Below are 21,895 nucleotides of genomic sequence, written 5' to 3' on the forward strand. Positions count from 1 at the left end.
AGGGCGAGGTCCAAATAGCCTCCATGCCCTGCCGCGGTGGCGGGACACGACAAGGGAGACAGCAAATGACTCAATTCAATGACAAGGTCGCAATCGTCACCGGTGCCTCGCGGGGCATCGGCGCTGCGATCGCCGAGCGGCTCGCGGCCGACGGCTTCACTGTGCTGGTCAATTTCGCCGGTAGCGCGGCTGCAGCGGAAGCGTTGGTTGGCAAGATCGAAAGCGCTGGCGGTCGCGCCGTGACCGCCCAGGCTGATATCAGCGACCCCAATGCGGTGGCACGGATGTTCGATGCAGCGGGGGCGGCCTATGGCGGCGTCGATGTCCTGGTCAACAATGCCGGCATCATGACCCTCGCGCCGCTCGCCGACAGTGACGACGCCCTGTTCGACACCCAGATCGCGATCAATCTGAAGGGCAGTTTCAACATGCTGCGCCAGGCCGCCCGGCGACTGCGCGACGGCGGGCGGATCGTCAATCTCTCGTCGAGCGTGGTCGGCCTCTATCAGCCGGGTTACGCCGTCTATGCCGCGACCAAGGCCGGTGTCGAGGCAATGACTCATGTGCTGGCCAAGGAACTGCGCGGCCGGAATATCACGGTCAACAGCGTGGCTCCGGGGCCGACCGCAACCAGCCTGTTCCTCGACGGCAAGCCGCAGGAAGTGATCGACCGGCTGGCCAAGCTCGCGCCGCTCGAACGCCTCGGCCAGCCCGACGACATCGCCGCCGCCATATCCTTCCTCGCCGGTCCCGACGGAGCGTGGATCAACGGCCAGATCCTGCGCGCCAATGGCGGCATCATCTGATCCTCACAATCACATCAATTTTTCAATCTCTTGAAGGAGCATATATCATGACCAAGACCATCATCGTCACCGGCGCGTCCAGCGGCTTTGGCCGTCTCGCCGCCGAGGCCCTCGCACTCGCCGGGCACATTGTTTACGCTTCAATGCGCGAAACCACTGGCCGCAATGCGGTCGAGGTGGAGAAGGTCGCCGCTTTCTCGAAGCAGCATGGCGTCGATCTGCGGAGCGTCGAACTCGATGTCCAGTCACAGGACTCGGTCGACGCCGGTATCGCTCAGGTGATTGCCGAAACCGGCCGGATCGATGTGCTGATCCACAATGCCGGCCATATGTCGTCGGGTCCGGCCGAGGCGTTCACGGCCGAGCAGTTCGCTCAGCTCTACGATATCAATGTGCTGAGCGCACAGCGGGTGAACCGCGCGGCCTTGCCGCATATGCGCGCGCAGCAGCAGGGTCTGCTCGTCTGGATCTCGTCGAGCAGCTCGGCTGGTGGCACGCCGCCCTATCTCGCGCCCTATTTCGCCGCCAAGGCGGCAATGGATGCGATGGCGGTGCAATATGCCCGCGAATTGTCGCGCTGGGGCATAGAGACCTCGATCATCGTGCCCGGCGCCTTTACCGGCGGCACCAACCATTTCGCCCACGCCGGCCACCCCGCCGATACAGCACGTGCGGCTGAATATGATGCCGGGCCCTATGCCGGTTTCCCGGCACAGCTGGAAAAGGCGTTCGGTGCGATCGTACCGCCTGATGCCGATGCCGGGTCGGTTGCCACCGCGATCGTCGATGTGGTGGACATGGATTTCGGCAAGCGCCCGTTCCGCGTCCATATCGACCCGACCCAGGACGGCGCCGATGTCGGCTTCACCGTGCTTGACCGGCTGCGGGCCGAGATGCTGCACCGTGTTGGCCTGTCCGACCTGTTGAAGCCGAGAGTGTTGGTCTGATCCCTGCTCGATCGCATGTCGGTCCCGGAGCGCTCTGCGTTTTCCGGGACCGATGCGTTTTATCGATAGCCCGTCACGTCGGCGGGTTTGCCGGCGTCCTGCACCTCAACGACATAGGGCCAGGCGTCGGGGCGCGAGCCGTCGAGGTCGGTGAAGCCATACACCTTGGCCAATTGGCCACTGGTCAGCGACTGGCCGTTCCACCGTGCCCGGTCCGGATCTGCGGCCAATGCCGCGGCTGCACGTCCGACGAAGCGCGGGGTTTCGGAAATGGCGAAGTGCGGCACTGTAGCCAGCGCATCGCGCCAATTCTCCTCACGCACACCGAATGTTTCGAGCATTAGTTCCGACCGCAGCCAGCCGGGCGAGAGCGACACGGATGTGGCGTCATGACGGACCAAGTCCTGGGCATGCGACCAGCCCATACGGTTCACCGACACCTTGGCGAGGTCATAGAATGGATTGATGCGGTAATGACCGGCATTATAGTCCGCCGGTCCGTCGGTGACCTCGATCAGCAATCCGCCGGGCTGCTCGATCATCAGCGCGAGGGCGTGGTGCGCAGTGATCAAATGCGTCTCGACCTGCAGCCGCAACAGGCGCAGCCCCTTGTCGAGATCATGCTCCCATACCGGCTTGTTCCATTCCATCAGGATCTCGCCGCCCCAGATGTCATTGACCAGAATATCGAGCCGCCCCTGTTCGGCGCGGATCCGTGCAACCACCTCGCGCACCTGATCGGACACCAGATGGTCGGCCTGTATGGCGATGCCGGTACCGCCGAGCGCCGTGACGAGTTCGGCGGTTTCCTCGATTGTCTCGGGTCGATCGTAATCGGAACGCTGTGTCCGCGTGGAACGCCCCGTCACATAGACCGTCGTTCCAGCCGCACCAAGCTCGGCAGCGATGCCACGCCCGGCACCGCGAGTTGCGCCCGCCACCAGTGCCACTTTTCCTGTCAACTGCATGCCAGATCCTGCTCCGACTCGTCTTGTGTCTGTCCAGCTTCCAATATATAAACGAATATTCATTTATAAACGACCGGGCAAGATGCCAAGACCGAAAACCACCACCGACGAAGCGATTTTCGCGCATGCCCTGGTGCTGATGCAGGAACGCGGATCGGAGGCTCTGACCTTTGCCGCATTGGCCGAACGGAGCGGATTGGCGGGGTCGACCCTAGTGCAGCGTTTCGGCAGCAAGCCGAAGCTGATCCATGCCGCGATGCTTCACGCCTGGGACGGGTTCGAACTGCTCAATGAGCAGATTGCCGCAGAGGAGTCACGGACGCCGGCCGGCGCGATTGCGATGCTTGGCCGGTTGTCGCAGACTTATGGCGATATCGAGGGCTATGCCGATCAGCTCCATGTGCTGCGCGAGGATCTGCGCCATCCCGATCTGCGCGAACGCGGGCGTCGCTGGATCGAGACACTCGCCGCGCGGATCGGTGAGTGCTTTGCCGGGACGCCGGGCGCCCCGGCCGATATCGGTATATTGATGGTTGGCCAGTGGCAGGGCGCCTTGCTGCTCTGGGGTTTTTCGCCCGGAAGCCGGCTCGATGCCTTTATTCGCTCGCATCTCGACCGATTTCTGACCGCGCTGGAGATCTCATGACTGGCACCCGTCGCATTTTCTACGCCGCCGACCCTGCTCTCGCGTTGGCTGATTTTCGTCATGTGCTGATCGACTCCGGGCTGGGCGCGACTCGCCCGATCGACGACGCGCCACGGCTGGCGACCATGCTGGCCAAGGCCGATCTGGTGCTGACCGCGCGGCTGGATCAGGCGGACGGCGCACTGGTCGGCGTTCTGCGCGCGATCACCGACTTTTCCTGGTCATGCTACGTCTCCGAACTGGCGGTGACGCCCGCTGCGCAGGGGCTGGGGGTCGGCCGGGGTCTGCTCGACGAGGCCCGCCGGCAGCTCGGGCAGACGGTCAGCGTCATCCTGGCCTCGGTGCCGGAAGCGGTCGGCTTTTACGAACGTATCGGTATGGCGCGCCAGCCCGATGCGTTCTGGTATCGCCGCGAACGGTGAACAAGCTGAAGTTATGCGGCGCGGTGCGCGCCCTCCAGGTCTAACAGCAGCTCCTTTGCCGCGAGACCACCGGCAAAGCCGGTCAGCGCACCGCCAGATCCGATCACGCGGTGACATGGTGCAATGATCGAGATCGGATTCTTACCGTTCGCCGCGCCCACTGCGCGAAATGCGGTCGGCTTGCCGATCTGTCGCGCGATCTCGGCATAGCTGCGGGTCTCACCGAACGGGATTGTCAGCAAAGCGACCCAGACGCTTTTCTGAAAATCGGTGCCCTTGAAATCGAGTGGCACGGTGAAGGCATTGAGCTTTCCCGCGAAATAGGCGGCAAGCTGGCGTTCGGTTTCGGCGAGGATGGGATTGTCGGGCTGTTCGGCGAGCGGCCCGAGCCGGACCCGGTTCGGATCATCATTCTCCCACAGGATCGCTGCCAGGCCCGTGTCGCTGGCGATCAGCTTGAGCAGGCCGACCGGCGATGGGATGATCTTGTACGAATAGGTCATGGTGTGGGTCTCTTCATTCTTTCGGCGGCTCGTCCAACGGAATTGTTGTCGCAATCGTGGCACTGACCGCGAGATGCTCGATGCCGGGTTTGTATCGACCGGAGGAGCGCTCAGCTTCCTGATTATTGCGCTTAAAGGCTATGATGCCGCTACGCTGGGCGCTTCCGCCATCATCGATGATTGACCATGCCATCGGCTTTCCGCCCCTGTTATCCCCTGTTTTCGACATTGTATTTTCTCGCCCCTGTTATGTTGGATTGGAGCGCCGGATTACGCGTTTGTTTTCAGCAGTATGGCTGGTTCCGCCCCTGTTATGGAAACAGGGGTGGAACAGGGGCAATAACAGGGGCCGGTTCGATCGAAACAGGGGCGAGTGTCGCCCGGCGCTTCGCGGCCATGTGAAAGAGCGGGACAAGAAGCGTCTGGCCGGCTCTCGTCCGACTGTGACAATGCCGCATGCCGCCGCGCGGTTGAATCGCGATTGGCGACCAGTTCAACCCGAAAACTCAATGGATTGAGGGCGCATCCGCGACATCATAGATGCCGTATATCCGCCGGCGGATTCCACCAATTGTCGTTCAGCCCGTCGCAATAGGTGATCGGGGTCGCCATCAGATCGTCGATCGGCAGATCGTCAAGTGCGGCAACGCGAACGCCGACGAAATCACCGCCCATCGCATCGATCCGGCCATGTCCGTGCGTCGCCGTGCCGCACTGCAGGCAGAAGCGGTGATGCGTCTCGAATCCCTCGCCGGACCGGGCATAATCTCCGAGATGCTCCTCGCCCTGTACCAGGCGGAACTGGTCGGGCTTCAGGCCGGTGACATTCCAGTTGCGTTGTTTCCAGCAGTAACGGCAATTGCATTTGCTGCTGCCCGCGAGATCGACGTCCACTTCGAACGCAACGCGGCCGCAATGGCAGCTGCCATGATAGGTTGTCGTCATACGATGTTCCCCTTTGAAGAAGGTCAAGCGCAAGCGATCGCTTCAATCTCAATTAGCCAATCCTCATCGAAAATGTCGACGATGATTACGGTAAGCGCGGGGGAGAGTGGTCCAAGAATCTGCCGGCGGATCTCCGTATTCTCGGCGCGGTACAAGCGATCGCCGAGGAATATCGTGACCTTGGCGAGGTTGGCCAGCGTCATGTCGGCAAGGCGCAACTGAGTCTCGACATTGCGCCATGCCAGTCGTGCCTGTGCTCCGAACCCCTTCGGCGCGCGGCCCTCACGATCGGTGGGGGTCTGGCCGCTGACGAATAATAGCCGCGTCGCTCGCTCGACCAGAAAGGCCGATGCATAACTGGCCTGTGTCGGCTCGATCGGTCGCAAGGTGCCTCCCGACACGGATACGGGGTTAACCTGAGTCAGCGACAACAAGGTCGTGGCGGCCTCGCGGCGGTTGATCAGCATCGCCTCATTGCTCGCGCCCCTGGTTTTCGCATGGTTTCGGCCAGCCGCGTGCTCCGTCGGGCTGCAGATCGGCCTGGAAAATCTCGCCGGAGCGTTTTTGATCGGCCTGAGCGAAGAGCAGCGAGCGGGCGTCGGGTGACAGCAATGGACCGACCTGGAAGACGGTGAGGTCGGTCGGTACGCGTCCTGTCTCACGCCATGTGCTTCCATCGCGCACGAAGCGATAGAGGTGCGAGCGATCGCCACGATCCGCAACGACGATCATTGTGCGGCCATCGCGCGAAATCTCCGCTTCATATTCATTGGCCGCCGTACTGATGGGCGGGCCGGCATTGCGCACCTGCCAGCTACCCTGGCGATCGCGCTCGGCAACATAGATATCGCCTTGCCCGTGGCCCCCGAGCCGGCTGGATCCGAAATAGAGTCGTCCTGCAAGGTCGGCGCGCGGCAGCAATTCGGCATGCGGTGAGTTCACTGGCGAGGGCAGACGTCGCGGCTGGCCCCAGTTGCCATCGGCGTGGCGCTCGACATACCAAATGTCGAAATCCTCATTCGCAGGATCATGCCGTGCGGAGAGGAAATACAGGCCCTTGCCGTCGGGCGTATATCCGGGATCGGCCTCGATCACTGGGGTGGGCGCAGCGAACGGAGGAGGGGCCGGCGAACTCCAGCGGCCATCGATGCAGCGTGACATCAACAGGCGCCACCGTGCGAAGGAGCGGTCGGCGGAAAGATAGAGGAGTTCGCGTCCATCGGGCGAGAAGGTGGGTGTCGATTCGTAGTCATCGGTTGAAATTGCGGGCGGCGTCCAGTGGCGCGGCGTTCGGGGAGCATTGGCGATTGGGAGCATTGTCGCTGCAATCGTAGCGCACGCCAGAGCTGCGCGAGGCGCTTTAAATCGAAGAATGCGAAGAGTCATTGGCAACACGCTACCGAGGCGCAGCGGCTCGCCAAAACGATCATTGTGGCAGCGATTTCAACCTGTGCTTACAATGTGCCGCATGAGACAACGCCGGCCTTCGATTGAATCGCTGCGCATGCTCGAGGCATGCGCGCGTCATGCAAGCTATTCGCGTGCGGCAGATGAGCTGGGCGTCAGCCCGGCCGCGGTCAGCCAGCGCATGCGTGACCTGCAGGCCGAACTCGGGGTGAGCCTGTTCGAACGGCATGGCCCGCGGGTCGCACCTACCGAACAGGGCTTGCGTCTGGCCGGGCGGGTTCGCGATGCGCTGGCGATTCTCTCCGCCGGCATCGACGAGTGCAGCGACAGCAGGGTGATCCGTATCAGCGCCGCGCCGACCTTCGCGGCGCGCTGGCTGGCGCCGCGGCTCGCGGACTTCAGAAAGGCGCACGACCCGGTGCGGATCGTGGTCGATGCGGCGATCGACGTTCGCCCGCAGGGCAGTTTCGACGTGGCGATTCGGAGTGGACGGGGGCGGTGGCGAGGCTGTGCCTCGACCAGGCTGTTCGCCGTCGAGGGAACGCCGCTCTACAATCCGCATCTCTATGATCCCGGTATTCTGTCGAGCCCCGCCGGCCTGCTGACCTGCGAACTGGTTCATAGCGACGAATGGGACGCCTGGTTCACGCTTGCCGGTATCCCGGTGCCGGCGCAGGGCCCGCATTATTCGAATGCGCGTTACCCGACACAGGATCTCGCAGGTGCGGCGGCACTTGAAGGCGCAGGCGTGGCATTATTGTCGCCGCGGCTGTTCGCCGACGCCATCACCCTCGGCCGGCTGATTCGACCGTTCGATATCACGCTGAACGGCCCGGAGTCATATTGGCTGCTGACGGCGGAGGGAGAGGCGCGACCGCACGTGACCGCGTTTTGCGACTGGCTGATGGAAACGATAGGCTAGCTGAACGCGCCCTCGGGGCAATTGCGTTGACCAGCCGGGGCGCTTTGCCCCGAGATCCGGAAAATGGCTCCCTGAGTTGGATTCGAACCAACGGCCGCTCGATTAACAGTCGAGAGCTCTACCGCTGAGCTATCAGGGAACGAAGCGGAGGGCGGCTCTATAACTGGCTGAATTGAGGATGCAAGACCATTCAGGCAGCAAATTGCTCCATCGTTATGCGATCGTCGAGCGCGTGCTCCGGATCGAACAACAAGGTCAGCTCGCGCGAGCGGTCGATGACCACGTCGACACGGGCAACATCGCGCACTTCGCGCTGGTCGCCGACCGCGCTGACCGGGCGCTTGCCGGGCTCAAGCACTCGTATGCTGATTCGCGCCTTGTCGGGCACGATCGCGCCGCGCCAGCGGCGCGGGCGGAATGGGCTGATCGGCGTCAGCGCGAGCAGATTCGAGCCGAGCGGGAGGATCGGCCCCTGCGCGGAGAAATTATAGGCGGTCGATCCGGCCGGTGTGGCAACCAATATGCCGTCGCAGGCCAGTTCGGGCATGACGATCCGGTCGTTGAGCGTGATTTCCAGCTTCGCGGTCTGGCGCGTTTCGCGCAGCAGCGAGACTTCGTTGATCGCGGGAAGCGAATAGGTGTCGCCGCTGACCGTGACTGCAGTCATGGCGAGCGGCGTGACCTTGAACGGCTTGGTCCGCGCAAGTCGGTCGTTGAGGCCGTGGCGCTGCCATTCGTTCATCAGGAAACCGACCGTGCCGAGGTTCATGCCGAACACCGGCACGATCGGCTTGCGCCGTTCGAGCATCGCATGGAGCGTCTGCAGCATGAACCCGTCGCCACCCAATGCGACGATCAGGTCGGCATCCTCGGGATGGACCCAGTCATGCGCGTCGGCCAGCTCCCTGGCCGCCTCCTGGGCTTGCGGGGTGGGCGAGGCAACCAGTGCACGCCGTTGCAGGTCGCTCATCCGCCAGTGACGCTCATATGGCGCGCGACCGCGGGAGTCGCGGCGGCGATGTCGAAATCATGCCGCGCCGGTTTGGAAAGCAACGCCGCATCGAGTGCTGCGTCGAGCCCCGGCAAGCCCTCGGCGCGCAGGATCGCCTTCAGATCGACCTGATCGTCATGACCGAGACAGGTGTAGAGAATGCCCTCCGTGGTCAGGCGCACGCGGTTGCAGGTGTCGCAGAAATTGGCGGTGAGCGGCGAGATGAGGCCGAGCCGGGTGCCACTGTCGGCTCGGCGCCAGTAGCGCGCCGGCCCACCGCTGTCGTGCGTGTCGCGGACGAGCGGGAATTGCGCTTTCAGCTCGTCCAGCACTTTGGTCAGCGGCAGGAAGCGATCGGTGCGGTCCTCGTCAACCGTGCCGAGCGGCATCGTCTCGATCAGCGTCAGGTCGAGTCCTTCATCACTGCACCAGGCGAGCATCGGCGCGATCTCATGCTCGTTCCAGCCTTTCAGCGCGACCATGTTGATCTTCACCGCGAGTCCCGCATCGCGTGCGGCAAAGATCCCGTCGATTACGCGGGCCACATCGCCATGACGCGTGATGTGGCGGAACAGGTCGGGGTCGCGGCTGTCGAGGCTGACATTGATGCGGCGCATGCCCGCATCGACCAGCGCGGGCGCATGTTCGGCGAGCCGGTTGCCGTTGGTGGTCATGGTCAGTTCGTTCAGACCACCCTCGGCTCCTTTGGCACCGATATGCCGGCCGAGGCGCTTGACCAGGTCGCCGACATCGCGGCGCACCAGGGGTTCGCCGCCGGTCAGACGAATCTTGGTAATGCCCCGTGCGATGAAGCGTTCGGCGATGATCGCAATCTCATCCAGACTGAGCAACGCTGCCTTGGGCAGAAACGTCATCTGCTCGGCCATGCAATAGCGGCAGCGCAGGTCGCAGCGGTCGGTGACCGAGATCCGCAAATAGCTGATCGTGCGGCCGTGGCGGTCCTTCAGGGCGGGCGCGCATGTCATGCGGCAAGAGCTAGGCCTTCGTCGAGCCGGGAACAAGGGCGTTCACCGTTTATGCGGTGTGCAGGAAGCGCGTGGTAATGCTCGGGGAAGCCTTGTTCTTCCTTTATAAACGTCGGTAAGAGCAGGGGCTGTACTGCGAACGGGCGCGGGACGAAGGGGAGGGGTGCGTGCCGTGACCGATACATCGCCCACCCCGCTTTTCATCCTGTCGTTCCGCCAGCGCGACGAACTCGCCGCGATCGCCGCCGCCGCCGGTTGGCGCGTGGTAGCCGCGCGCCGCGCCGCAGGAGTAGGGCGGCGCTTTCTGGGAAGCGGCGCGCCGGTCGCGGTGATCGATGCGCGCGGGTCGCTGAGCGAAGGACTGGATGCGGCGGCGGCGCTGAGCGGCATGATCGGCTCGAATGGCGGCGCAATGCTGGCACTGGTGTCGCGTGGCGATGTCGATGCGATCGGGCGTTTCTACGATGCCGGCGCGACGCATTTTCTCGCCAGTCCCTTTACCGAGGCTGAGTTCGTGCAGGCACTGCGCTTTGCTTCGCGACATGCCGAACGCATGGCGGGAGAATGGCGCGCGAGTGCGCCGCCAGATCCGCTTGGCTGGCGGCTCGACCTGCGCAGCCGCACGATGGTGCTGACCCCGGCCTTTGCCCGGCTGCTCGACATCGACGAGGAACCTTCGCCGCGCGCCTTGCTGCGGACGCTGGATGCACCGGAGCGCCGCGCGGCGCTGACCGCGCTACGCAGGCTATCGCCCGCGCGCCATGCGACCGCTTTTGCGCATGACCTGCACAGCGTCGGACGGGTGGTGCAGCACCTTCAGCATGATGCGAAGGCAGGGCGGATCGATGCGCTGGTAGAGCCGCTCGGCAGCGCCCCCGATTCGGTTGCGGCGATGCGCGATGCGCTGTCCGGTACGCGCGACGCCGGCGGGGCGCGACGCTGGATCGACCGGCGGCTGGTGCAGACCGAGGGCGGGCCGCTCACCGTCCTGCTTGTCGCGCTCAACCGATTCGAAGTCGTCAACACCGCCTATGGCCGCGCGGCGGGGGACGGCCTGTTGCGTGCCGCGCTTCGCCGGATCGAGGAGATCGTGCGCGAGACGCTCGAACGCGGCGCCCTGGTCGCGCGGATGGGCGGTTCGGAATATCTCGTCGCGAGCGAGGGCGTGCGCGAGCGCATCGACCTGGCGGTCGAGCATATCGCCAGCGCGTTGGCGCGACCCTTCGTGGTCGGCGATTCTGATCGCAGTGCTGGGTTGCCGTATCGGCATGGCGGAGCGCGGCGAGGAGGATAATGCCGCAACCCTGTTGCGCCGGGCCAGCGAGGCGCTGGCCGATGCCAAGGCTTCCGACAGTGCTACGGTGCGTGTCGCCGAGGCCGGCGAGGAGGACGCACCGGTCGACCGCCTGGCGGCCGAACTGCGCCAGGCAATCGAGCATGGTGATATCGACATCCTGTTCCAGCCCCAGGTGTCGGTATCGACCGGAGCGATCGTCGGGGTCGAGGCACTGGCGCGCTGGGATCATGCGATGCTCGGCATGATTGGCGCCGACGCCCTGTTCGCCGCGGCAGCGCGGGCCGACCTCGAGATCGGGCTGTCGGACCATATTCAGCGCATCGTGATGGCGCGCGCCACCGCCTGGCCTGCCGCATTGAGCGGATTGCGGCTGTCGCTCAACCTGACCGCCGGGGACATTGCACGACCGGGCTTTGCCGACCTGTTCCTCGACAGGATCGATGCGAGCGGCTTTCCGCGGCGTCGCCTGACGCTGGAGATCACCGAAAGCGGGTTGATCGAGGATCTCGGCATTGCCGCGACGCTGCTCGCCACCTTGCGCAGTGCCGGGTGCCGGATCGCGATCGATGATTTCGGCACCGGTTATTCGAGCCTGGCCTATCTCAAATCCCTGCCGCTCGATTATCTCAAGATCGACAAGAAGCTGTCGCAGGACATCACCGGAACGGTGCGCGACCGGGTGGTGGTGCGCGGCGTGATCGACATGGCGCGCTCGCTCGGTCTGTCGGTGATCGCCGAGGGCGTGGAGACGACCGAGCAGCTCGACTTGCTGGCCAAGGAAGGGTGCCAATATTACCAGGGCTTCCTGTGTTCCGAGCCGGTGGATGTCGTGACCCTGCTCCGGCTGGTCGAGGCACAGGCGAAGATCTGAACACAAAATCGGCGGAGTCGCGCCGGGCAATCGTTGCTGTTCCACGCTGTTGTGCGCGTGATTTTTTCCGATGCTGTTATGTTGGATTTTCGGCGAAAAATTCCGCTTGTTTCTCATGTGCTTGCTGCTTTCTCATGCTGTTATTCGATAACAGCATGAAAACAGCACATAACAGCAGCGGCAGGATGCTGTTTTCCGGTGAAACAGCATGAAAGACGTGCCGGTTTCTGGTCTCAACCATGCGAAAGAGCGGGCCGGAACGTGATGGAGCTCCGTCCGGCTCGACCTTGTCATGATCGATGTCATCGTTGAATCGGCGCTGAAGGCGTCGCCCTAGGCGAGGGTGTCCTTGCGTCGCCGGACCAGCCACAGGATGCAGCATTCAAGCACGATCAGCACGCACACCGCGACCAAGGTCGCGATCCACGGGTTCCAGCCGAGCACATGCAGACCATAGCCGAGGCTGATAAAGGCGCCCACCCACAGGGCGCTGCCCGAGAGCACTGCGAGCGTGAAGGTGACGAGCGGCAATGCGAGGATGCCGGCCGGGAGCGACAGATAGACGCGCACGACGGGAATGGTCTGGCCGATGAACGTCGCGACAAAGGCGTTGCGACTGTAGCGATCGGACAGCGAGAGATAGACCGGCTCGCGCAGCCAGACATAGCGGCCGAAGCGCTTGACGAGGTTGTGCGTGCGTTCTTCACCCAAGGCATGGCCGAGGCCGTACCAGCACACCGCACCGAGGCTGGACGCGAGCGTGGTGGCGATGATCAGGGGGACCAGGTCGATCGGTGTGGCAACCATCGAGCTGCCGAGAAAGATGAACAAGCCATAGGATGGCACCACCGGGATCAGCCGTTCCGCCAGGGCGAGCAAGGCCGCGCCGAGCAGGCCATAAGAGGCGATGCTGGCGATGGGGATGATGCCCTCGATCGCGTGGGTCATATGCGGCGCTCCGACTGCGCGGTCTGTCCTGTCGATCGGCCTGGCATTCTCTTTTCCTGATCCCGTTGCTGCGCGGTGCGCGAAGCACGGAGCGTGCCATGCGCTGTAAGCGGCGGAATCGCGTCCGCCAATCGCGGATATTCGCGCGGGTCGCGCCACTGATTGGGAAAGTGCGCCAATGACTCGCCACGACGGCAGGGTTAAGCAGGGCGATTACGGTAGCGATCAATGAGAGGGCGAGCATGTTGAATCCCGCATTCGGACTGGCAGTGATCATGCTGGTCGCGCCCGACGCCGCGTCCTCCGCGACCGAAGCCCAGGCCGGGGTAATGGCGGCGATGGGGGAGAGCGCCAAGGGCTGGAACCAGGGTGACCTGGTGCGCTTCACGTCGATCTATGCCGACGAGGCGAGCTTCGTCGCGAGCGACGGGCTGGTGCGCGGGCGCAAGGCGATCATGGCGCGTTACGCGCCGCGATTCGCGGCCGATGCCAAGCGCGGGACACTGGCGTTCGAGCAACTGGATTTCCGGCTGCTGGACCCCGCCCATGCGCTGCTGATCGCGCGGTACACGCTGAAGTTCGACGGTGCGAGGGATCAGAGCGGGCCGACGTCGCTGGTGTTCGAGCGGGTAGCGGGAAAAGGGTGGCAGATCGTGGCGGATCATAGTTCCTAGAGAGCGGAAAATGGCCCGGCATTGCTCGCCGCGCCTGCCGGTGACAGCGATGTTTCCTTGGCTGGGACGTTGCGTAACGCCGGGCGAGCAAACGGGCCACGAACGCCCGCCACAGGCTTGAAAACGGCCTGCGAGCGTCAATCGGCACCAGATTTCAGGACCCAGTTGCGCTTCTGCAGTGGGTCGATCACCAACGTTACCTGCCGTATGACCGGCAGACCGATATTGGCCAGATCGCCAAGGAACGTCACATCTGGGTTCTCAAGCTCGACGGGCCCGATGCGGATCTTGCCGCGGATGCGGCCACCAAAGACCTCTCCTTCGGTGTTGATCGACTTGAAGCGCCCGACAACGCGCGCAGGCGCCATCAATGGCACCTTGTTCATCATGGAAACCGGCAAGCTCAGCGCGCCATTGAATCCCGTATCGAAATGCGCCGGCAGCGACGATCCGTCGGGCATGACCATTTGGATGCTGGGAATGCCTTCCACATAGTCGGTCGCCGGCCCCGGAGGCACCGGGCTGGTCCCGCGAGGTGTTAGACGAGCACGCGAATTGGCGAGGTCGAGATAGACCAGGCTGCCCGTGAACATCTCCGAAGAAATGATCCCCATCGCGTCGCTCCGGTCATAATCGAGCGCGGTCGCGTCGATCCTTCCCACCTTCAGTCCGCCAAGCGTGATGTCGTTGACGGCAACCAGCGGCAGTTTGCGTGTCTTGCCGGTCGTGCCGTCGAGCTCGATAGCCGCTCCGATCCGCTTCAGCTTGTGACGCTTCACGAGCAGGCGATCGACCGAATGCCCGTCTGATCCTGTATCGAACACCATGGGCACGAGTTCGCCGTCGCCAATTCGCATCATGATCAATACGCGCCCGGGCGATTGGAACAGGGTGATATTGCCGCTGTCAGGAATAACGGCGTCCGGCGAGCGGGCAACGGCGGGACCCGCGTAAAATTGCGCTGCGGCAAAGAAGGCCACGCCAAAAGCAGCAACGGCAAAACCGAATCTCATGCAAAACCCTTCACTTTCGGTATCAAGCGTTGATGGTCGGAAGTGCGGTCGCCTATGCAACGCGATACCTTCCTCGAGAGATATTTCGTCGCGGCCTGATCCGTATTCGCTACTTCGACATAGGCCTTGAGCTGAGCAGGAAACGTGCCAATTGGCAGGTCAAGCGCGAGGGGCTCGCTGGCGCGCAGCACACATCGCAACTGTCCAGTTTCGGACAGCGATTGTACGAAATCGGACAGCGGGCATCGTCCAGTGGAGGACTGATCAATCAGCAACGCGATCGGCGCATTGCGCGCCGCTTATGGCTGTCGATGATCGGGGCAGGAGCCGCGTCGTACCCCGGCCGCGCTAATCGCAGCGACGCCAGATGGTGAGGACAAGCAGGCCTTCGGTGCGGCGGATAGCGCCGGATGCCCGGGCCCAGTATGGCCGGGTGATCGAGAGATTAGAGTGGAAACGGACGTTAGCGTGGATAGCCGAAGCGGCTGCTTTCGAACGAGACGATGGCTCCCGCGTTATCGCCAAGAGGAATTTCCGCGACGCCATAGACGCTGCGCGTGCCATGCGATCCGATCATGACGCCGACCTCTCCATGAATGCCCCGCCCGGCAATTCCCGATCCCAGCCGCTCGCCGCGGGCAGCAGCAGCGCTGTCTTCGGTATTATTATTCAGTATCTCCATTCGCTGCGCGTCCGTCAGGCGAATTTCATCGGTGGCTGTGGATGGTGTGGGCTGTGCTGTGGTCGCGGCCGGCGTCGATTGCGCCAGCGAGGCCGTCGACCAGAAGGAAGTTCCCGCGACAAGGACAAGTGCGGTCGGGAGGGCTCGAAAGTGCCGCAGCGTCAAATGGGTCATGCCTTCTTATAGACCGGATAAGCCTGACCGCAAAATGAACGGGCGGACGACAATATGCGCCTTCGATATGGCTCGCGGCAGTGGGAAGGCATTTGCGAGGTCTTCAATCCTTGACCCTGCGGCGCATGAAACGAAACCCTGATCAGGAGGCGTCGTGGCGGGGCGCGTCAGCTGGAACGCGCAGCGCGAAGATACAGCCCTTCGTCCGACGCCTGGCGAGAAGGTTGCCATTATGTGCGACAGCGATCTGCCGGGCGATGGCGAGGCCGATGCCGGCGCCGTCTGCCTTGGTGGTGAAGAAGGGCAGGAAAAGGTCCTCGACCGTGTCCGGCAGACCGACGCCATTGTCCTCGACCGCCATCTCGACCTCGCCAGTGTCGGCGCTGCAGCGAAGAATGACGACGGGTTGTTCGCACTCCCGGCACGCCTCGACAGCATTCTTGAGCAGATTGAGAAGAGCCTGCTCGATCAGTTCGCGATCGATCCGCGCCGTCAGATCGGGTGGCTCGATGATCGTGCGGACAGATACGCGCGTGTCGAGCGCCCGCGTGAGCACTGCCAGGTCCTCGGCAAATTCCTCGAGCGGCACCTGCGCCAGTTCGGGTTCGGGCATGGCGAGCAATTGCCGATAGCGCTCGACGAATCCCATCAGATGCTGGGCGCGGCGCGCAATTGTCGCCGCGGCGGCAGCGCTTTGGCTGCGATCGGGGTCGGCATCCGGATCACGCGCGAGCGACACAAGACTGTCGGCAAGCGAGATGACCGGGCTCAGCGAATTCATCATTTCGTGCGCGAGCACCCGGCTGAGGCGATGCCAGGCGTCGATTTCCACCGCACCCAGCGATTCCGCGATGATGTGCAGCGCAATGAGGCGCCGGCGCGTGCCATCGGGCAGGTCGAACAGCGCGACCGAGGCATGGGCAGCACGGCCATCGGCCAGGCGAATGACCCGCCCCGCTTCGGGCCGGCCGCTCAATAGCGCCCGAACGTCCTCCGGCAGCAGGGAAGGATGGTCGGCAAAACGGCCCGGCGACGACGTGGCGAGCGCGCGCGCGGCGCGATTGCTCTGCACGATGACTCCGTCGTCGCCCGTCACGAAGATCGCCGCGGAGACCGTATCGAGCAACGCCAGGTCAGCGTCGATCCGCGCGCGCAGGCATGTCTCGCGATCGTGCCGCGCATCGATCGCCCGGATGATCGACGCCTCGAGGTGGGCGAAGCTGGGCGGCAGTCCGGCGGGAAGGTCGTCGGCCCCGCTGGATAGCTGATCGATCAGGTCGCGTGTCGCGCGCTCGGCGATCGCCGCGACGCGCACCAGATCGATCGCGGCCAGGATGGCGAGCACCCAGGCGATGATGCCGAGGACCGGACGGCCGGTAGCGATCAGGGTCAGGCCGGCGGCGCCAAGGCATCCGGCGATCAGCCCGCGCACGGCAAGCTGCGCCGTGAAGGTCCAACGGCGTCTCAGCTCAAAGGCCATGTTTTTCCATGCGCCGATAAAGCGCCGGCCGGGTCAGGCCCAGCGCCGCAGCCGCCCTGCTGATATTGCCGTCATTGCGCTCGAGCGCCTGTGCGATCGCGTGCCGCTCGATCGCCTCAAGGCTCATCGCGGCGCCTGCTCGTTGCATGGCGGTCAGCGCGACGGCGGTCCCGATCGCTGCGACCAGCCGGTCGTTACGCCATGGTTTGAGCAGGAAGTCGGAGGCACCGCGTTTCAGGGCTTCGACTGCGAGCGTGACGCCGCCGAACACGGTCAGCATGACGATCGCCAGGCTGGGGTCTGTACGGCGGATTGTGTCGATCACGTCCAGTCCGGCCTCCCCATCGCGCTCGCCCGGCGTGAAATTCATGTCGAGCAGCGCGGCGTCGTAACCGTCGAGCCGAAGGGGCGCAGGCAGTTCCGCCGGCGCGGCGAACCACGCGACCTCGGCAACGTTACGCAGCGCGAGACGGATCGCCTGCGCAATCGCCGCGTCGTCCTCAATCAGCAATATTCGACCAACGGGTTCCATCGCCAAAGTGTATCGGATGCGGAGACGATGCGGAACCACAGCAAAAGCAGGGGCTTGCGCGCACAACAATCCGAATCGCGTTGGCGGACTGTCCGAAGTCGGACACCGGCGGCGCCCGTTTGGCGCGTGATCTCGCTTAAGTCTTTCTATTCACCAGATTTCAAATTCATCCCGGCCCGAGCGATACTGACCGTCATGAGGAGATCATGACGCAATGGACGAGCCGCTTCGGCAATCCTGGCTGCACCGCCGCCGTTGCGTCGTGGCGGTGGCCGCGGGGCTGGTGGTGCTGATGAGCGTGGCCACGATCAGCGTCCGGCGCTTCGCCACGCCTTCGCTCACCGTGCCTGCCGGGCAGGTCGCAGTCGACCGCGTGGCGCGGGGCATGTTTCGCGACACCACCAGCCTGCTGGGCAGCGTCGTGCCACGCGACACGATCTATCTCGACGCGGTGGAAGGCGGGCGCGTGCGGCGCGTGCTCGCCCGTTCGGGCGACCGGATCGTGGCCGGGCAACCACTGGTCGAATTCACCAACACCACACTTGAGCTCGACATCCTGTCCCAGGAAGGACGCCTGATCGAATCGATCACCCAGCTCCAGGCCTATCAGCAGCAACTCGAACAGAATCGCAGCGACAATGCGCAGGCACTCGCCCTGATCCGTTACGACCGCACGCGGGTGGATCGCGCCTTGCGCCGTCGCCTGCCGCTCGCCGCGCGTGGTTTCGTCACCGGCGAAGCGATGGACCGGCTCAAGGACGAATTGCGGTCGGTCGACGACCGGCAAATGATCCAGATATCCCGCAGCCGGCGTCAGGAAGGGCTGCGCGCGCTCCAGCAGCCGCAAATCGAGGCGCAACTCGCTACCTTGCACAAGAGTCTTGCAGTGACCCGGGCGAAGCTGGGGGACCTTATCGTCCGTGCGCCGATGGGAGGGCGCTTGTCGGCCTTCGATCTCAAGCTCGGCGAGAACCGCAACCGCGGTGACCGGCTCGGCGAGATCGCACTCGATACGGGTTTCCGCGTCACCGCCAGCATCGACGAATATTATCTCGGCCGGGTTCGGGTCGGGCAGCGCGCCGAAGTCGATGTCAAAGGCCGCCCGACGGCACTGGTCGTGACGCGGCTTTATCCGCAAGTGAAGAACGGTGCCTTTGTTGCCGACCTTGAATTCGACGCCCAGCAACCCGCCGACCTGGTCGCCGGGGAGGCTGTGCGCGGCCGGTTGTCGCTGGGTGCGGACCACGCGGCGATCCTGCTTCCTGCCGGTGCCTTTCTCGAGGCTTCGGGCGGGCAATGGGTGTTCGTCGTGGCGCAGGACGGTCGCTCCGCCGAGCGGCGACAGATCCGGATCGGGCGGCGCAATGCCGATCAGGTCGAGATACTGGCCGGATTGATCCCCGGCGAGCGCGTGATCAGCTCCAGCTATGACGGCTGGCAGCAATATCAGCACATCAATCTTCGATAGGAGCGGGACCATGCTGAAAGTGAAGGCGATCTCAAAGGCCTATGAGACCAGCGATGTTCGTACGCACGCGATCAGCGACGTGTCGCTCGACATTGCCGAGGGCGAGTTCGTCGCGATCATGGGGCCATCGGGGTGCGGCAAATCGACCTTGCTCAACATTCTCGGCCTGCTCGACCGCGCCGATACGGGGCGCACCGAACTGCTCGGCGAAGACCTCAGCCAGGCGAGCGACCGCGACCTCACCCGGGTCAGGCGCTCGACAATCGGCTTTGTGTTCCAGAGCTTCAACCTCGTCGACGAACTGACGGTCGTGCAGAATGTCGAGCTCGGATTGCTCTATCGCGGCTTCGGCGCACGCGAGCGGCGTGAGCGAATCGAGGCGGCGCTCGACCAGGTCGGCATGCGGCATCGCGCACGCCATGTCCCCAAGCAATTGTCGGGCGGCCAGCAACAGCGCGTGGCGGTGGCGCGCGCAATCGTCTGTGCTCCCCGCCTGATCCTTGCTGATGAACCGACCGGCAATCTCGACAGCGCCAATGGTGCGGCGGTGATGCAATTGCTGAAGGATGCGGTCGGACGCGGCACCACGGTCGTGATGGTTACTCACTCGCTCGCGCAAGCCGACCAGGCGGATCGCAGAATCCAGCTGCTCGATGGTCGGATCGTCAGCCAGACTCAGCTCGGGGCCTGAGCGATGCTGCGCAACCTTCTCGCCGCAACCTTCGGCGCGCTCGCGTTGAACCGTCTCTATGCGGTGGTGACGCTGGTCGGGCTCGCGCTGGCGTTCGCCGCGGCGATCCTGATCGGGCTCTTCGTGCGGCAGCAATATGCCTATGAACAGTTCATCCCGGGATATGAGCGCGTGTTCCGGATGACCGCCACGGTCGCGCAGCCGGGCCAGCCGGAACGGGTTTCGGCGGTGACGCCCTCGGTCCTGGCCGGCGCGCTGGCGGTACGAACCGACCGGGTCGAAGCCGTGGCGCGGCTTTATCAGGATGCGCCGGTCATTCGCGCCGGCAGCGATCGGAGGGCTGCGCGTGCGAGCGGATTCTGTCTGGGCCGACCCCTCCGTCTTCAGGGTCTTGCCGATCCCCGCGATTGCAGGTGCGCTCGACGCCGCGCTGGCCGAGCCCGATACGATCGTGGTCACCCGCAGTGCTGCCCTGCGCCTGTTCGGGCGCGACGCGCCGATCGGCGCAGCGATCGAGATCGTCGAGTCCAAAAGGGCCGCACGGCGGCTCAAAATCACCGCCGTGATCGAGGATTTGCCGCCCGAAACGCATCTCGACTTGCAGTTCATCGCCTCGGGGCGTGGCGCGACCTCGCCGCTCGGGCGGGCGGATGCGAGCCCGGTGCCGACGATCGAGGCGCCGATCGTCACTTATGTGCGGGCCCGGCCCGGCGTGACGCGCGCGGACCTGCAGCCCGTGCTCGACGAGATCATCCGCCCGTTTCAGGCGATGGCGGCGGCGAGCGGCACCAAGGTCGGCGGTTATGCGCTGCCGATCGCCGATATACATTTCGGGCCGGCGGACGATAGTCCGCACGGCAAGCCGAGCGTAGACCCCGCCATCGTCGTCGCGATCGGTGCAGTTGGCGCTCTCATCCTGATCATGGCATCGACCAGCTATGTCGCATTGATGACGGCCCGCGCCGGTCGTCGTGCGGTCGAGGTCGCGGTGCGCAAGGCATGCGGCGCCGGCCGAGGCCAGCTCCTGGCGCAGTTTCTGGGCGAGAGCCTGGCCCTGACCCTGATCGCACTCGTCGCGGCGATGGGCGTGGTCGAGTTGGTGCTGCCCGCGGTCAACGGCGTGCTTGGCCTGTCGCTCTCGTTCGACCTGACGCGGGAGCCGCTGCTTCTCATGCCGCTGCTGGCCGCCTGGCTGGTGATCGGGGTGGCATCGGGCCTCTATCCGGCGCTCGTCCTGTCGTCGTTCACGCCATCGGTGGCGCTGCGCGGCGGGCCTGCAGGGATCGGTGGAACGGTGTGGATCGGACGCGCGATGGTGGTCGTCCAGTTCGCCATCCTGACCGGCCTGCTGGTGGCGACGATCACCATTTATCGGCAGACGCATCTGGCCATCGCAAGCGCGCTTGGCGCCGGTCGCGGACCCATACTCACGGTCGCGGCCAATTGCCGCTCCGGCTTCGCGCAGGCGGCGCGTGAGTTGCCAGGGGTCCGCGAGGCCAGCTGCGCATCGGTGGGCGCGCTCAACATGGGACCACAAGGCGCGGTCACCGCGATCAACCGCAACGGGCAGCGCTTCACGCCGGGATTCGTCGATGTCGACGCGCATTTCTTCGGTACCTTCGGGGTAAGGCCGCTCGCGGGGCGCGTCTTTTCGCCTGACCATGGAAGCGGAGATGCGAAGCGGGAGGTCGTTCTCAACCAGACTGCCGCCCGGCACTTCGGCTTCGCATCTCCGCGTGCCGCGATCGGCCAGCCGATCGGGATCTCGCTGCAGGTCGGCGTCAACCCGGCACCCGTCCCTCACACGATCATCGGAGTCGTGCCGGATGTCGCCGCAAGCGTGCTGAGCCCGGCCGGCGAACTCGTCTACAATGCGGGTTCGCCCGAAGCGGGCATCCTGGCCGTCGAAACCCGCCCGGAGATGATCCCCGATGTGCGCCGTCGCCTCGAACGGCTCTGGCGCGCCATAGGCGACGGCGCTCCGCTTGAAGCGCAACTGCTCTCGCAGCTTGAGCGGCATCGCTACCGGACCGCCATCGTCCAAGGGTGGGTGACCGGCGCCTGTGCGCTGGTCGCGCTGGTCATCGCCGCAATGGGGCTGTTCGCGCTGTCGGCATTCACCGCGGACCGGCGCACCAAGGAGATCGGCGTTCGCCGGGCAATGGGAGCTTCGACCGGCGCAATCGTCCATCTCCTCCTGTGGCAGTTCCTCACGCCATTCCTGGTGGCGTGCACGATAGGGATCCTGCTGAGCACCGTCATCATGCGCCATTGGCTGGAGCAGTTCGCGTCGCGGGTCGATGTGCCGCTATGGCTGCTCGGTGCTGTGGTTGCGGCCACGGCGGTCTTCGCAATCTCCGCGGTGCTGGTGAACGTGCTCGCTGCGGCACGCGCAAAACCGATCGATGCCCTGCGCTATGAATGAGGCGGTGGTGTAGCCGTTTCGACCGACCGCCACTCTTCCGACCCTTCCACACAGATTTCAGCGTGTTTCGCGCGACGCCCCTGGCTTGCCCGAAAAC

The 21,895-nt window shown here is 64.4% G+C and carries 24 protein-coding genes and 1 tRNA gene; 11 read left to right on the top strand and 14 right to left on the bottom strand.

What is annotated here, in order from left to right; genetic code table 11:
• The first annotated feature begins 65 nt into the window (after positions 1–65).
• Positions 66–806 (top strand): SDR family oxidoreductase, encoded by a 741-nt coding sequence (locus H3Z74_RS07965; RefSeq protein WP_187763364.1) that lies wholly within the window; start codon positions 66–68, stop codon positions 804–806.
• 47 nt (positions 807–853) lie between these two features.
• Complete coding sequence (locus tag H3Z74_RS07970; protein ID WP_187763365.1) at positions 854–1,753, top strand: SDR family NAD(P)-dependent oxidoreductase; 900 nt, start codon at positions 854–856, stop codon at positions 1,751–1,753.
• 59 nt (positions 1,754–1,812) lie between these two features.
• Here the strand turns inward: H3Z74_RS07970 and H3Z74_RS07975 are convergent, their stop codons facing one another.
• Positions 1,813–2,721, bottom strand: coding sequence for an SDR family oxidoreductase (locus tag H3Z74_RS07975; protein WP_187763366.1), 909 nt, complete (start codon positions 2,719–2,721; stop codon positions 1,813–1,815).
• Positions 2,722–2,803: 82 nt separating this feature from the next.
• Between H3Z74_RS07975 and H3Z74_RS07980 the strand changes: the two genes are divergently transcribed.
• Together H3Z74_RS07980 and H3Z74_RS07985 are read left to right on the top strand one after the other, a co-directional pair.
• Positions 2,804–3,367: a TetR/AcrR family transcriptional regulator gene (locus H3Z74_RS07980; RefSeq protein WP_187763367.1), complete on the top strand. Its 564-nt coding sequence runs from the start codon at positions 2,804–2,806 to the stop codon at positions 3,365–3,367.
• Positions 3,364–3,789 (top strand): GNAT family N-acetyltransferase, encoded by a 426-nt coding sequence (locus H3Z74_RS07985; RefSeq protein ID WP_187763368.1) that lies wholly within the window; start codon positions 3,364–3,366, stop codon positions 3,787–3,789. The genes H3Z74_RS07980 and H3Z74_RS07985 overlap by 4 nt, the downstream gene beginning before the upstream one ends.
• An 11-nt stretch (positions 3,790–3,800) precedes the next feature.
• Here H3Z74_RS07985 and H3Z74_RS07990 read toward each other — a convergent pair whose 3' ends face one another.
• The 5 genes from H3Z74_RS07990 to H3Z74_RS08010 form a co-directional block, all read right to left on the bottom strand.
• On the bottom strand, positions 3,801–4,292 hold the full coding sequence (locus tag H3Z74_RS07990) for a methylated-DNA--[protein]-cysteine S-methyltransferase (RefSeq protein WP_187763369.1): 492 nt from the start codon (positions 4,290–4,292) through the stop codon (positions 3,801–3,803).
• Between the two features lie 13 nt (positions 4,293–4,305).
• A complete protein-coding gene (locus H3Z74_RS07995) occupies positions 4,306–4,485 on the bottom strand; it encodes a hypothetical protein (protein WP_187763370.1) in 180 nt (59 codons plus the stop codon).
• Positions 4,486–4,826: 341 nt separating this feature from the next.
• Positions 4,827–5,237 (bottom strand): GFA family protein, encoded by a 411-nt coding sequence (locus H3Z74_RS08000; RefSeq protein WP_187763371.1) that lies wholly within the window; start codon positions 5,235–5,237, stop codon positions 4,827–4,829.
• A 23-nt stretch (positions 5,238–5,260) separates the two neighbouring features.
• A complete protein-coding gene (locus tag H3Z74_RS08005) occupies positions 5,261–5,704 on the bottom strand; it encodes a RidA family protein (RefSeq protein ID WP_187763372.1) in 444 nt (147 codons plus the stop codon).
• A 4-nt stretch (positions 5,705–5,708) separates the two neighbouring features.
• On the bottom strand, positions 5,709–6,554 hold the full coding sequence (locus H3Z74_RS08010; RefSeq protein ID WP_187763373.1) for a TolB family protein: 846 nt from the start codon (positions 6,552–6,554) through the stop codon (positions 5,709–5,711).
• Positions 6,555–6,741: 187 nt separating this feature from the next.
• On the opposite strand from H3Z74_RS08010, the gene H3Z74_RS08015 reads away from it, so the two are divergent.
• Positions 6,742–7,566: a LysR substrate-binding domain-containing protein gene (locus tag H3Z74_RS08015; protein WP_187763374.1), complete on the top strand. Its 825-nt coding sequence runs from the start codon at positions 6,742–6,744 to the stop codon at positions 7,564–7,566.
• Between the two features lie 64 nt (positions 7,567–7,630).
• On the opposite strand, the gene H3Z74_RS08020 is transcribed toward H3Z74_RS08015, so the two are convergent.
• The 3 genes from H3Z74_RS08020 to moaA form a co-directional block, all read right to left on the bottom strand.
• Positions 7,631–7,705, bottom strand: a tRNA-Asn gene (locus tag H3Z74_RS08020).
• A 51-nt stretch (positions 7,706–7,756) separates the two neighbouring features.
• Entirely contained in the window at positions 7,757–8,536 is a 780-nt protein-coding gene (locus tag H3Z74_RS08025; protein WP_187763375.1) for an NAD kinase, read from the bottom strand.
• Positions 8,533–9,543 carry a GTP 3',8-cyclase MoaA gene (gene moaA / locus H3Z74_RS08030; protein ID WP_187763376.1) on the bottom strand — a complete coding sequence of 337 codons (1,011 nt, stop codon included), beginning with the start codon at positions 9,541–9,543 and terminating at the stop codon, positions 8,533–8,535. Before moaA ends, H3Z74_RS08025 begins: the two co-directional genes overlap by 4 nt.
• A 172-nt stretch (positions 9,544–9,715) precedes the next feature.
• Here moaA and H3Z74_RS24755 point away from each other — a divergent pair, with 172 nt between their 5' ends.
• Both H3Z74_RS24755 and H3Z74_RS24760 read left to right on the top strand, forming a co-directional pair.
• Complete coding sequence (locus H3Z74_RS24755) at positions 9,716–10,837, top strand: diguanylate cyclase domain-containing protein (protein WP_326838807.1); 1,122 nt, start codon at positions 9,716–9,718, stop codon at positions 10,835–10,837.
• Positions 10,812–11,711 (top strand): EAL domain-containing protein, encoded by a 900-nt coding sequence (locus H3Z74_RS24760; RefSeq protein ID WP_326838808.1) that lies wholly within the window; start codon positions 10,812–10,814, stop codon positions 11,709–11,711. The genes H3Z74_RS24755 and H3Z74_RS24760 overlap by 26 nt, the downstream gene beginning before the upstream one ends.
• 333 nt (positions 11,712–12,044) lie before the next feature.
• Here the strand turns inward: H3Z74_RS24760 and H3Z74_RS08040 are convergent, their stop codons facing one another.
• Positions 12,045–12,659, bottom strand: a complete 615-nt coding sequence (locus H3Z74_RS08040; RefSeq protein ID WP_187763377.1) for a DedA family protein — start codon at positions 12,657–12,659, stop codon at positions 12,045–12,047.
• Between the two features lie 242 nt (positions 12,660–12,901).
• Between H3Z74_RS08040 and H3Z74_RS08045 the strand changes: the two genes are divergently transcribed.
• Positions 12,902–13,333, top strand: a complete 432-nt coding sequence (locus tag H3Z74_RS08045; RefSeq protein ID WP_187763378.1) for a YybH family protein — start codon at positions 12,902–12,904, stop codon at positions 13,331–13,333.
• A 137-nt stretch (positions 13,334–13,470) separates the two neighbouring features.
• Here the strand turns inward: H3Z74_RS08045 and H3Z74_RS08050 are convergent, their stop codons facing one another.
• The 4 genes from H3Z74_RS08050 to H3Z74_RS08065 form a co-directional block, all read right to left on the bottom strand.
• On the bottom strand, positions 13,471–14,406 hold the full coding sequence (locus H3Z74_RS08050; RefSeq protein WP_187763379.1) for a retropepsin-like aspartic protease: 936 nt from the start codon (positions 14,404–14,406) through the stop codon (positions 13,471–13,473).
• A 403-nt stretch (positions 14,407–14,809) separates the two neighbouring features.
• On the bottom strand, positions 14,810–15,202 hold the full coding sequence (locus H3Z74_RS08055) for a hypothetical protein (protein ID WP_187763380.1): 393 nt from the start codon (positions 15,200–15,202) through the stop codon (positions 14,810–14,812).
• A gap of 142 nt (positions 15,203–15,344) precedes the next feature.
• The gene (locus H3Z74_RS08060) at positions 15,345–16,682 is read right to left on the bottom strand and encodes a sensor histidine kinase (RefSeq protein ID WP_187763381.1); all 1,338 of its coding nucleotides are present in this window, start codon (positions 16,680–16,682) and stop codon (positions 15,345–15,347) included.
• A complete protein-coding gene (locus H3Z74_RS08065) occupies positions 16,672–17,193 on the bottom strand; it encodes a response regulator transcription factor (protein WP_187763382.1) in 522 nt (173 codons plus the stop codon). The genes H3Z74_RS08060 and H3Z74_RS08065 overlap by 11 nt, the downstream gene beginning before the upstream one ends.
• Before the next feature lie 235 nt (positions 17,194–17,428).
• Here H3Z74_RS08065 and H3Z74_RS08070 point away from each other — a divergent pair, with 235 nt between their 5' ends.
• The 3 genes from H3Z74_RS08070 to H3Z74_RS08080 all read left to right on the top strand — a co-directional run bounded on the left by H3Z74_RS08070 (position 17,429) and on the right by H3Z74_RS08080 (position 21,798).
• Positions 17,429–18,682 (top strand): efflux RND transporter periplasmic adaptor subunit, encoded by a 1,254-nt coding sequence (locus tag H3Z74_RS08070; protein WP_187763383.1) that lies wholly within the window; start codon positions 17,429–17,431, stop codon positions 18,680–18,682.
• 10 nt (positions 18,683–18,692) lie between these two features.
• Positions 18,693–19,373 carry an ABC transporter ATP-binding protein gene (locus H3Z74_RS08075; protein ID WP_187763384.1) on the top strand — a complete coding sequence of 227 codons (681 nt, stop codon included), beginning with the start codon at positions 18,693–18,695 and terminating at the stop codon, positions 19,371–19,373.
• Positions 19,374–19,719: 346 nt separating this feature from the next.
• Positions 19,720–21,798 carry an ABC transporter permease gene (locus tag H3Z74_RS08080; protein WP_187763385.1) on the top strand — a complete coding sequence of 693 codons (2,079 nt, stop codon included), beginning with the start codon at positions 19,720–19,722 and terminating at the stop codon, positions 21,796–21,798.
• The last annotated feature ends 97 nt before the right edge of the window (positions 21,799–21,895 follow it).

The sequence above is a fragment of the Sphingomonas alpina genome (assembly GCF_014490665.1).
Lineage (GTDB): Bacteria > Pseudomonadota > Alphaproteobacteria > Sphingomonadales > Sphingomonadaceae > Sphingomonas > Sphingomonas alpina.

Coding starts and splice junctions, on each gene's coding strand:
- H3Z74_RS08025 (WP_187763375.1), bottom strand. CDS start 8,536: ATGAGCGACCTGCAACGGCGTGCACTGGTTGCCTCGCCCACCCCGCAA.
- H3Z74_RS24760 (WP_326838808.1), top strand. CDS start 10,812: ATGGCGGAGCGCGGCGAGGAGGATAATGCCGCAACCCTGTTGCGCCGG.
- H3Z74_RS07995 (WP_187763370.1), bottom strand. CDS start 4,485: ATGGCATGGTCAATCATCGATGATGGCGGAAGCGCCCAGCGTAGCGGC.
- H3Z74_RS08000 (WP_187763371.1), bottom strand. CDS start 5,237: ATGACGACAACCTATCATGGCAGCTGCCATTGCGGCCGCGTTGCGTTC.
- H3Z74_RS08010 (WP_187763373.1), bottom strand. CDS start 6,554: ATGCTCCCAATCGCCAATGCTCCCCGAACGCCGCGCCACTGGACGCCG.
- H3Z74_RS08075 (WP_187763384.1), top strand. CDS start 18,693: ATGCTGAAAGTGAAGGCGATCTCAAAGGCCTATGAGACCAGCGATGTT.
- H3Z74_RS08015 (WP_187763374.1), top strand. CDS start 6,742: ATGCTCGAGGCATGCGCGCGTCATGCAAGCTATTCGCGTGCGGCAGAT.
- H3Z74_RS07985 (WP_187763368.1), top strand. CDS start 3,364: ATGACTGGCACCCGTCGCATTTTCTACGCCGCCGACCCTGCTCTCGCG.
- H3Z74_RS08055 (WP_187763380.1), bottom strand. CDS start 15,202: ATGACCCATTTGACGCTGCGGCACTTTCGAGCCCTCCCGACCGCACTT.
- H3Z74_RS07970 (WP_187763365.1), top strand. CDS start 854: ATGACCAAGACCATCATCGTCACCGGCGCGTCCAGCGGCTTTGGCCGT.
- H3Z74_RS07975 (WP_187763366.1), bottom strand. CDS start 2,721: ATGCAGTTGACAGGAAAAGTGGCACTGGTGGCGGGCGCAACTCGCGGT.
- moaA (WP_187763376.1), bottom strand. CDS start 9,543: ATGACATGCGCGCCCGCCCTGAAGGACCGCCACGGCCGCACGATCAGC.
- H3Z74_RS07980 (WP_187763367.1), top strand. CDS start 2,804: ATGCCAAGACCGAAAACCACCACCGACGAAGCGATTTTCGCGCATGCC.
- H3Z74_RS08060 (WP_187763381.1), bottom strand. CDS start 16,682: ATGGCCTTTGAGCTGAGACGCCGTTGGACCTTCACGGCGCAGCTTGCC.
- H3Z74_RS08070 (WP_187763383.1), top strand. CDS start 17,429: ATGGACGAGCCGCTTCGGCAATCCTGGCTGCACCGCCGCCGTTGCGTC.
- H3Z74_RS08005 (WP_187763372.1), bottom strand. CDS start 5,704: ATGCTGATCAACCGCCGCGAGGCCGCCACGACCTTGTTGTCGCTGACT.
- H3Z74_RS07965 (WP_187763364.1), top strand. CDS start 66: ATGACTCAATTCAATGACAAGGTCGCAATCGTCACCGGTGCCTCGCGG.
- H3Z74_RS07990 (WP_187763369.1), bottom strand. CDS start 4,292: ATGACCTATTCGTACAAGATCATCCCATCGCCGGTCGGCCTGCTCAAG.
- H3Z74_RS08045 (WP_187763378.1), top strand. CDS start 12,902: ATGTTGAATCCCGCATTCGGACTGGCAGTGATCATGCTGGTCGCGCCC.
- H3Z74_RS08040 (WP_187763377.1), bottom strand. CDS start 12,659: ATGACCCACGCGATCGAGGGCATCATCCCCATCGCCAGCATCGCCTCT.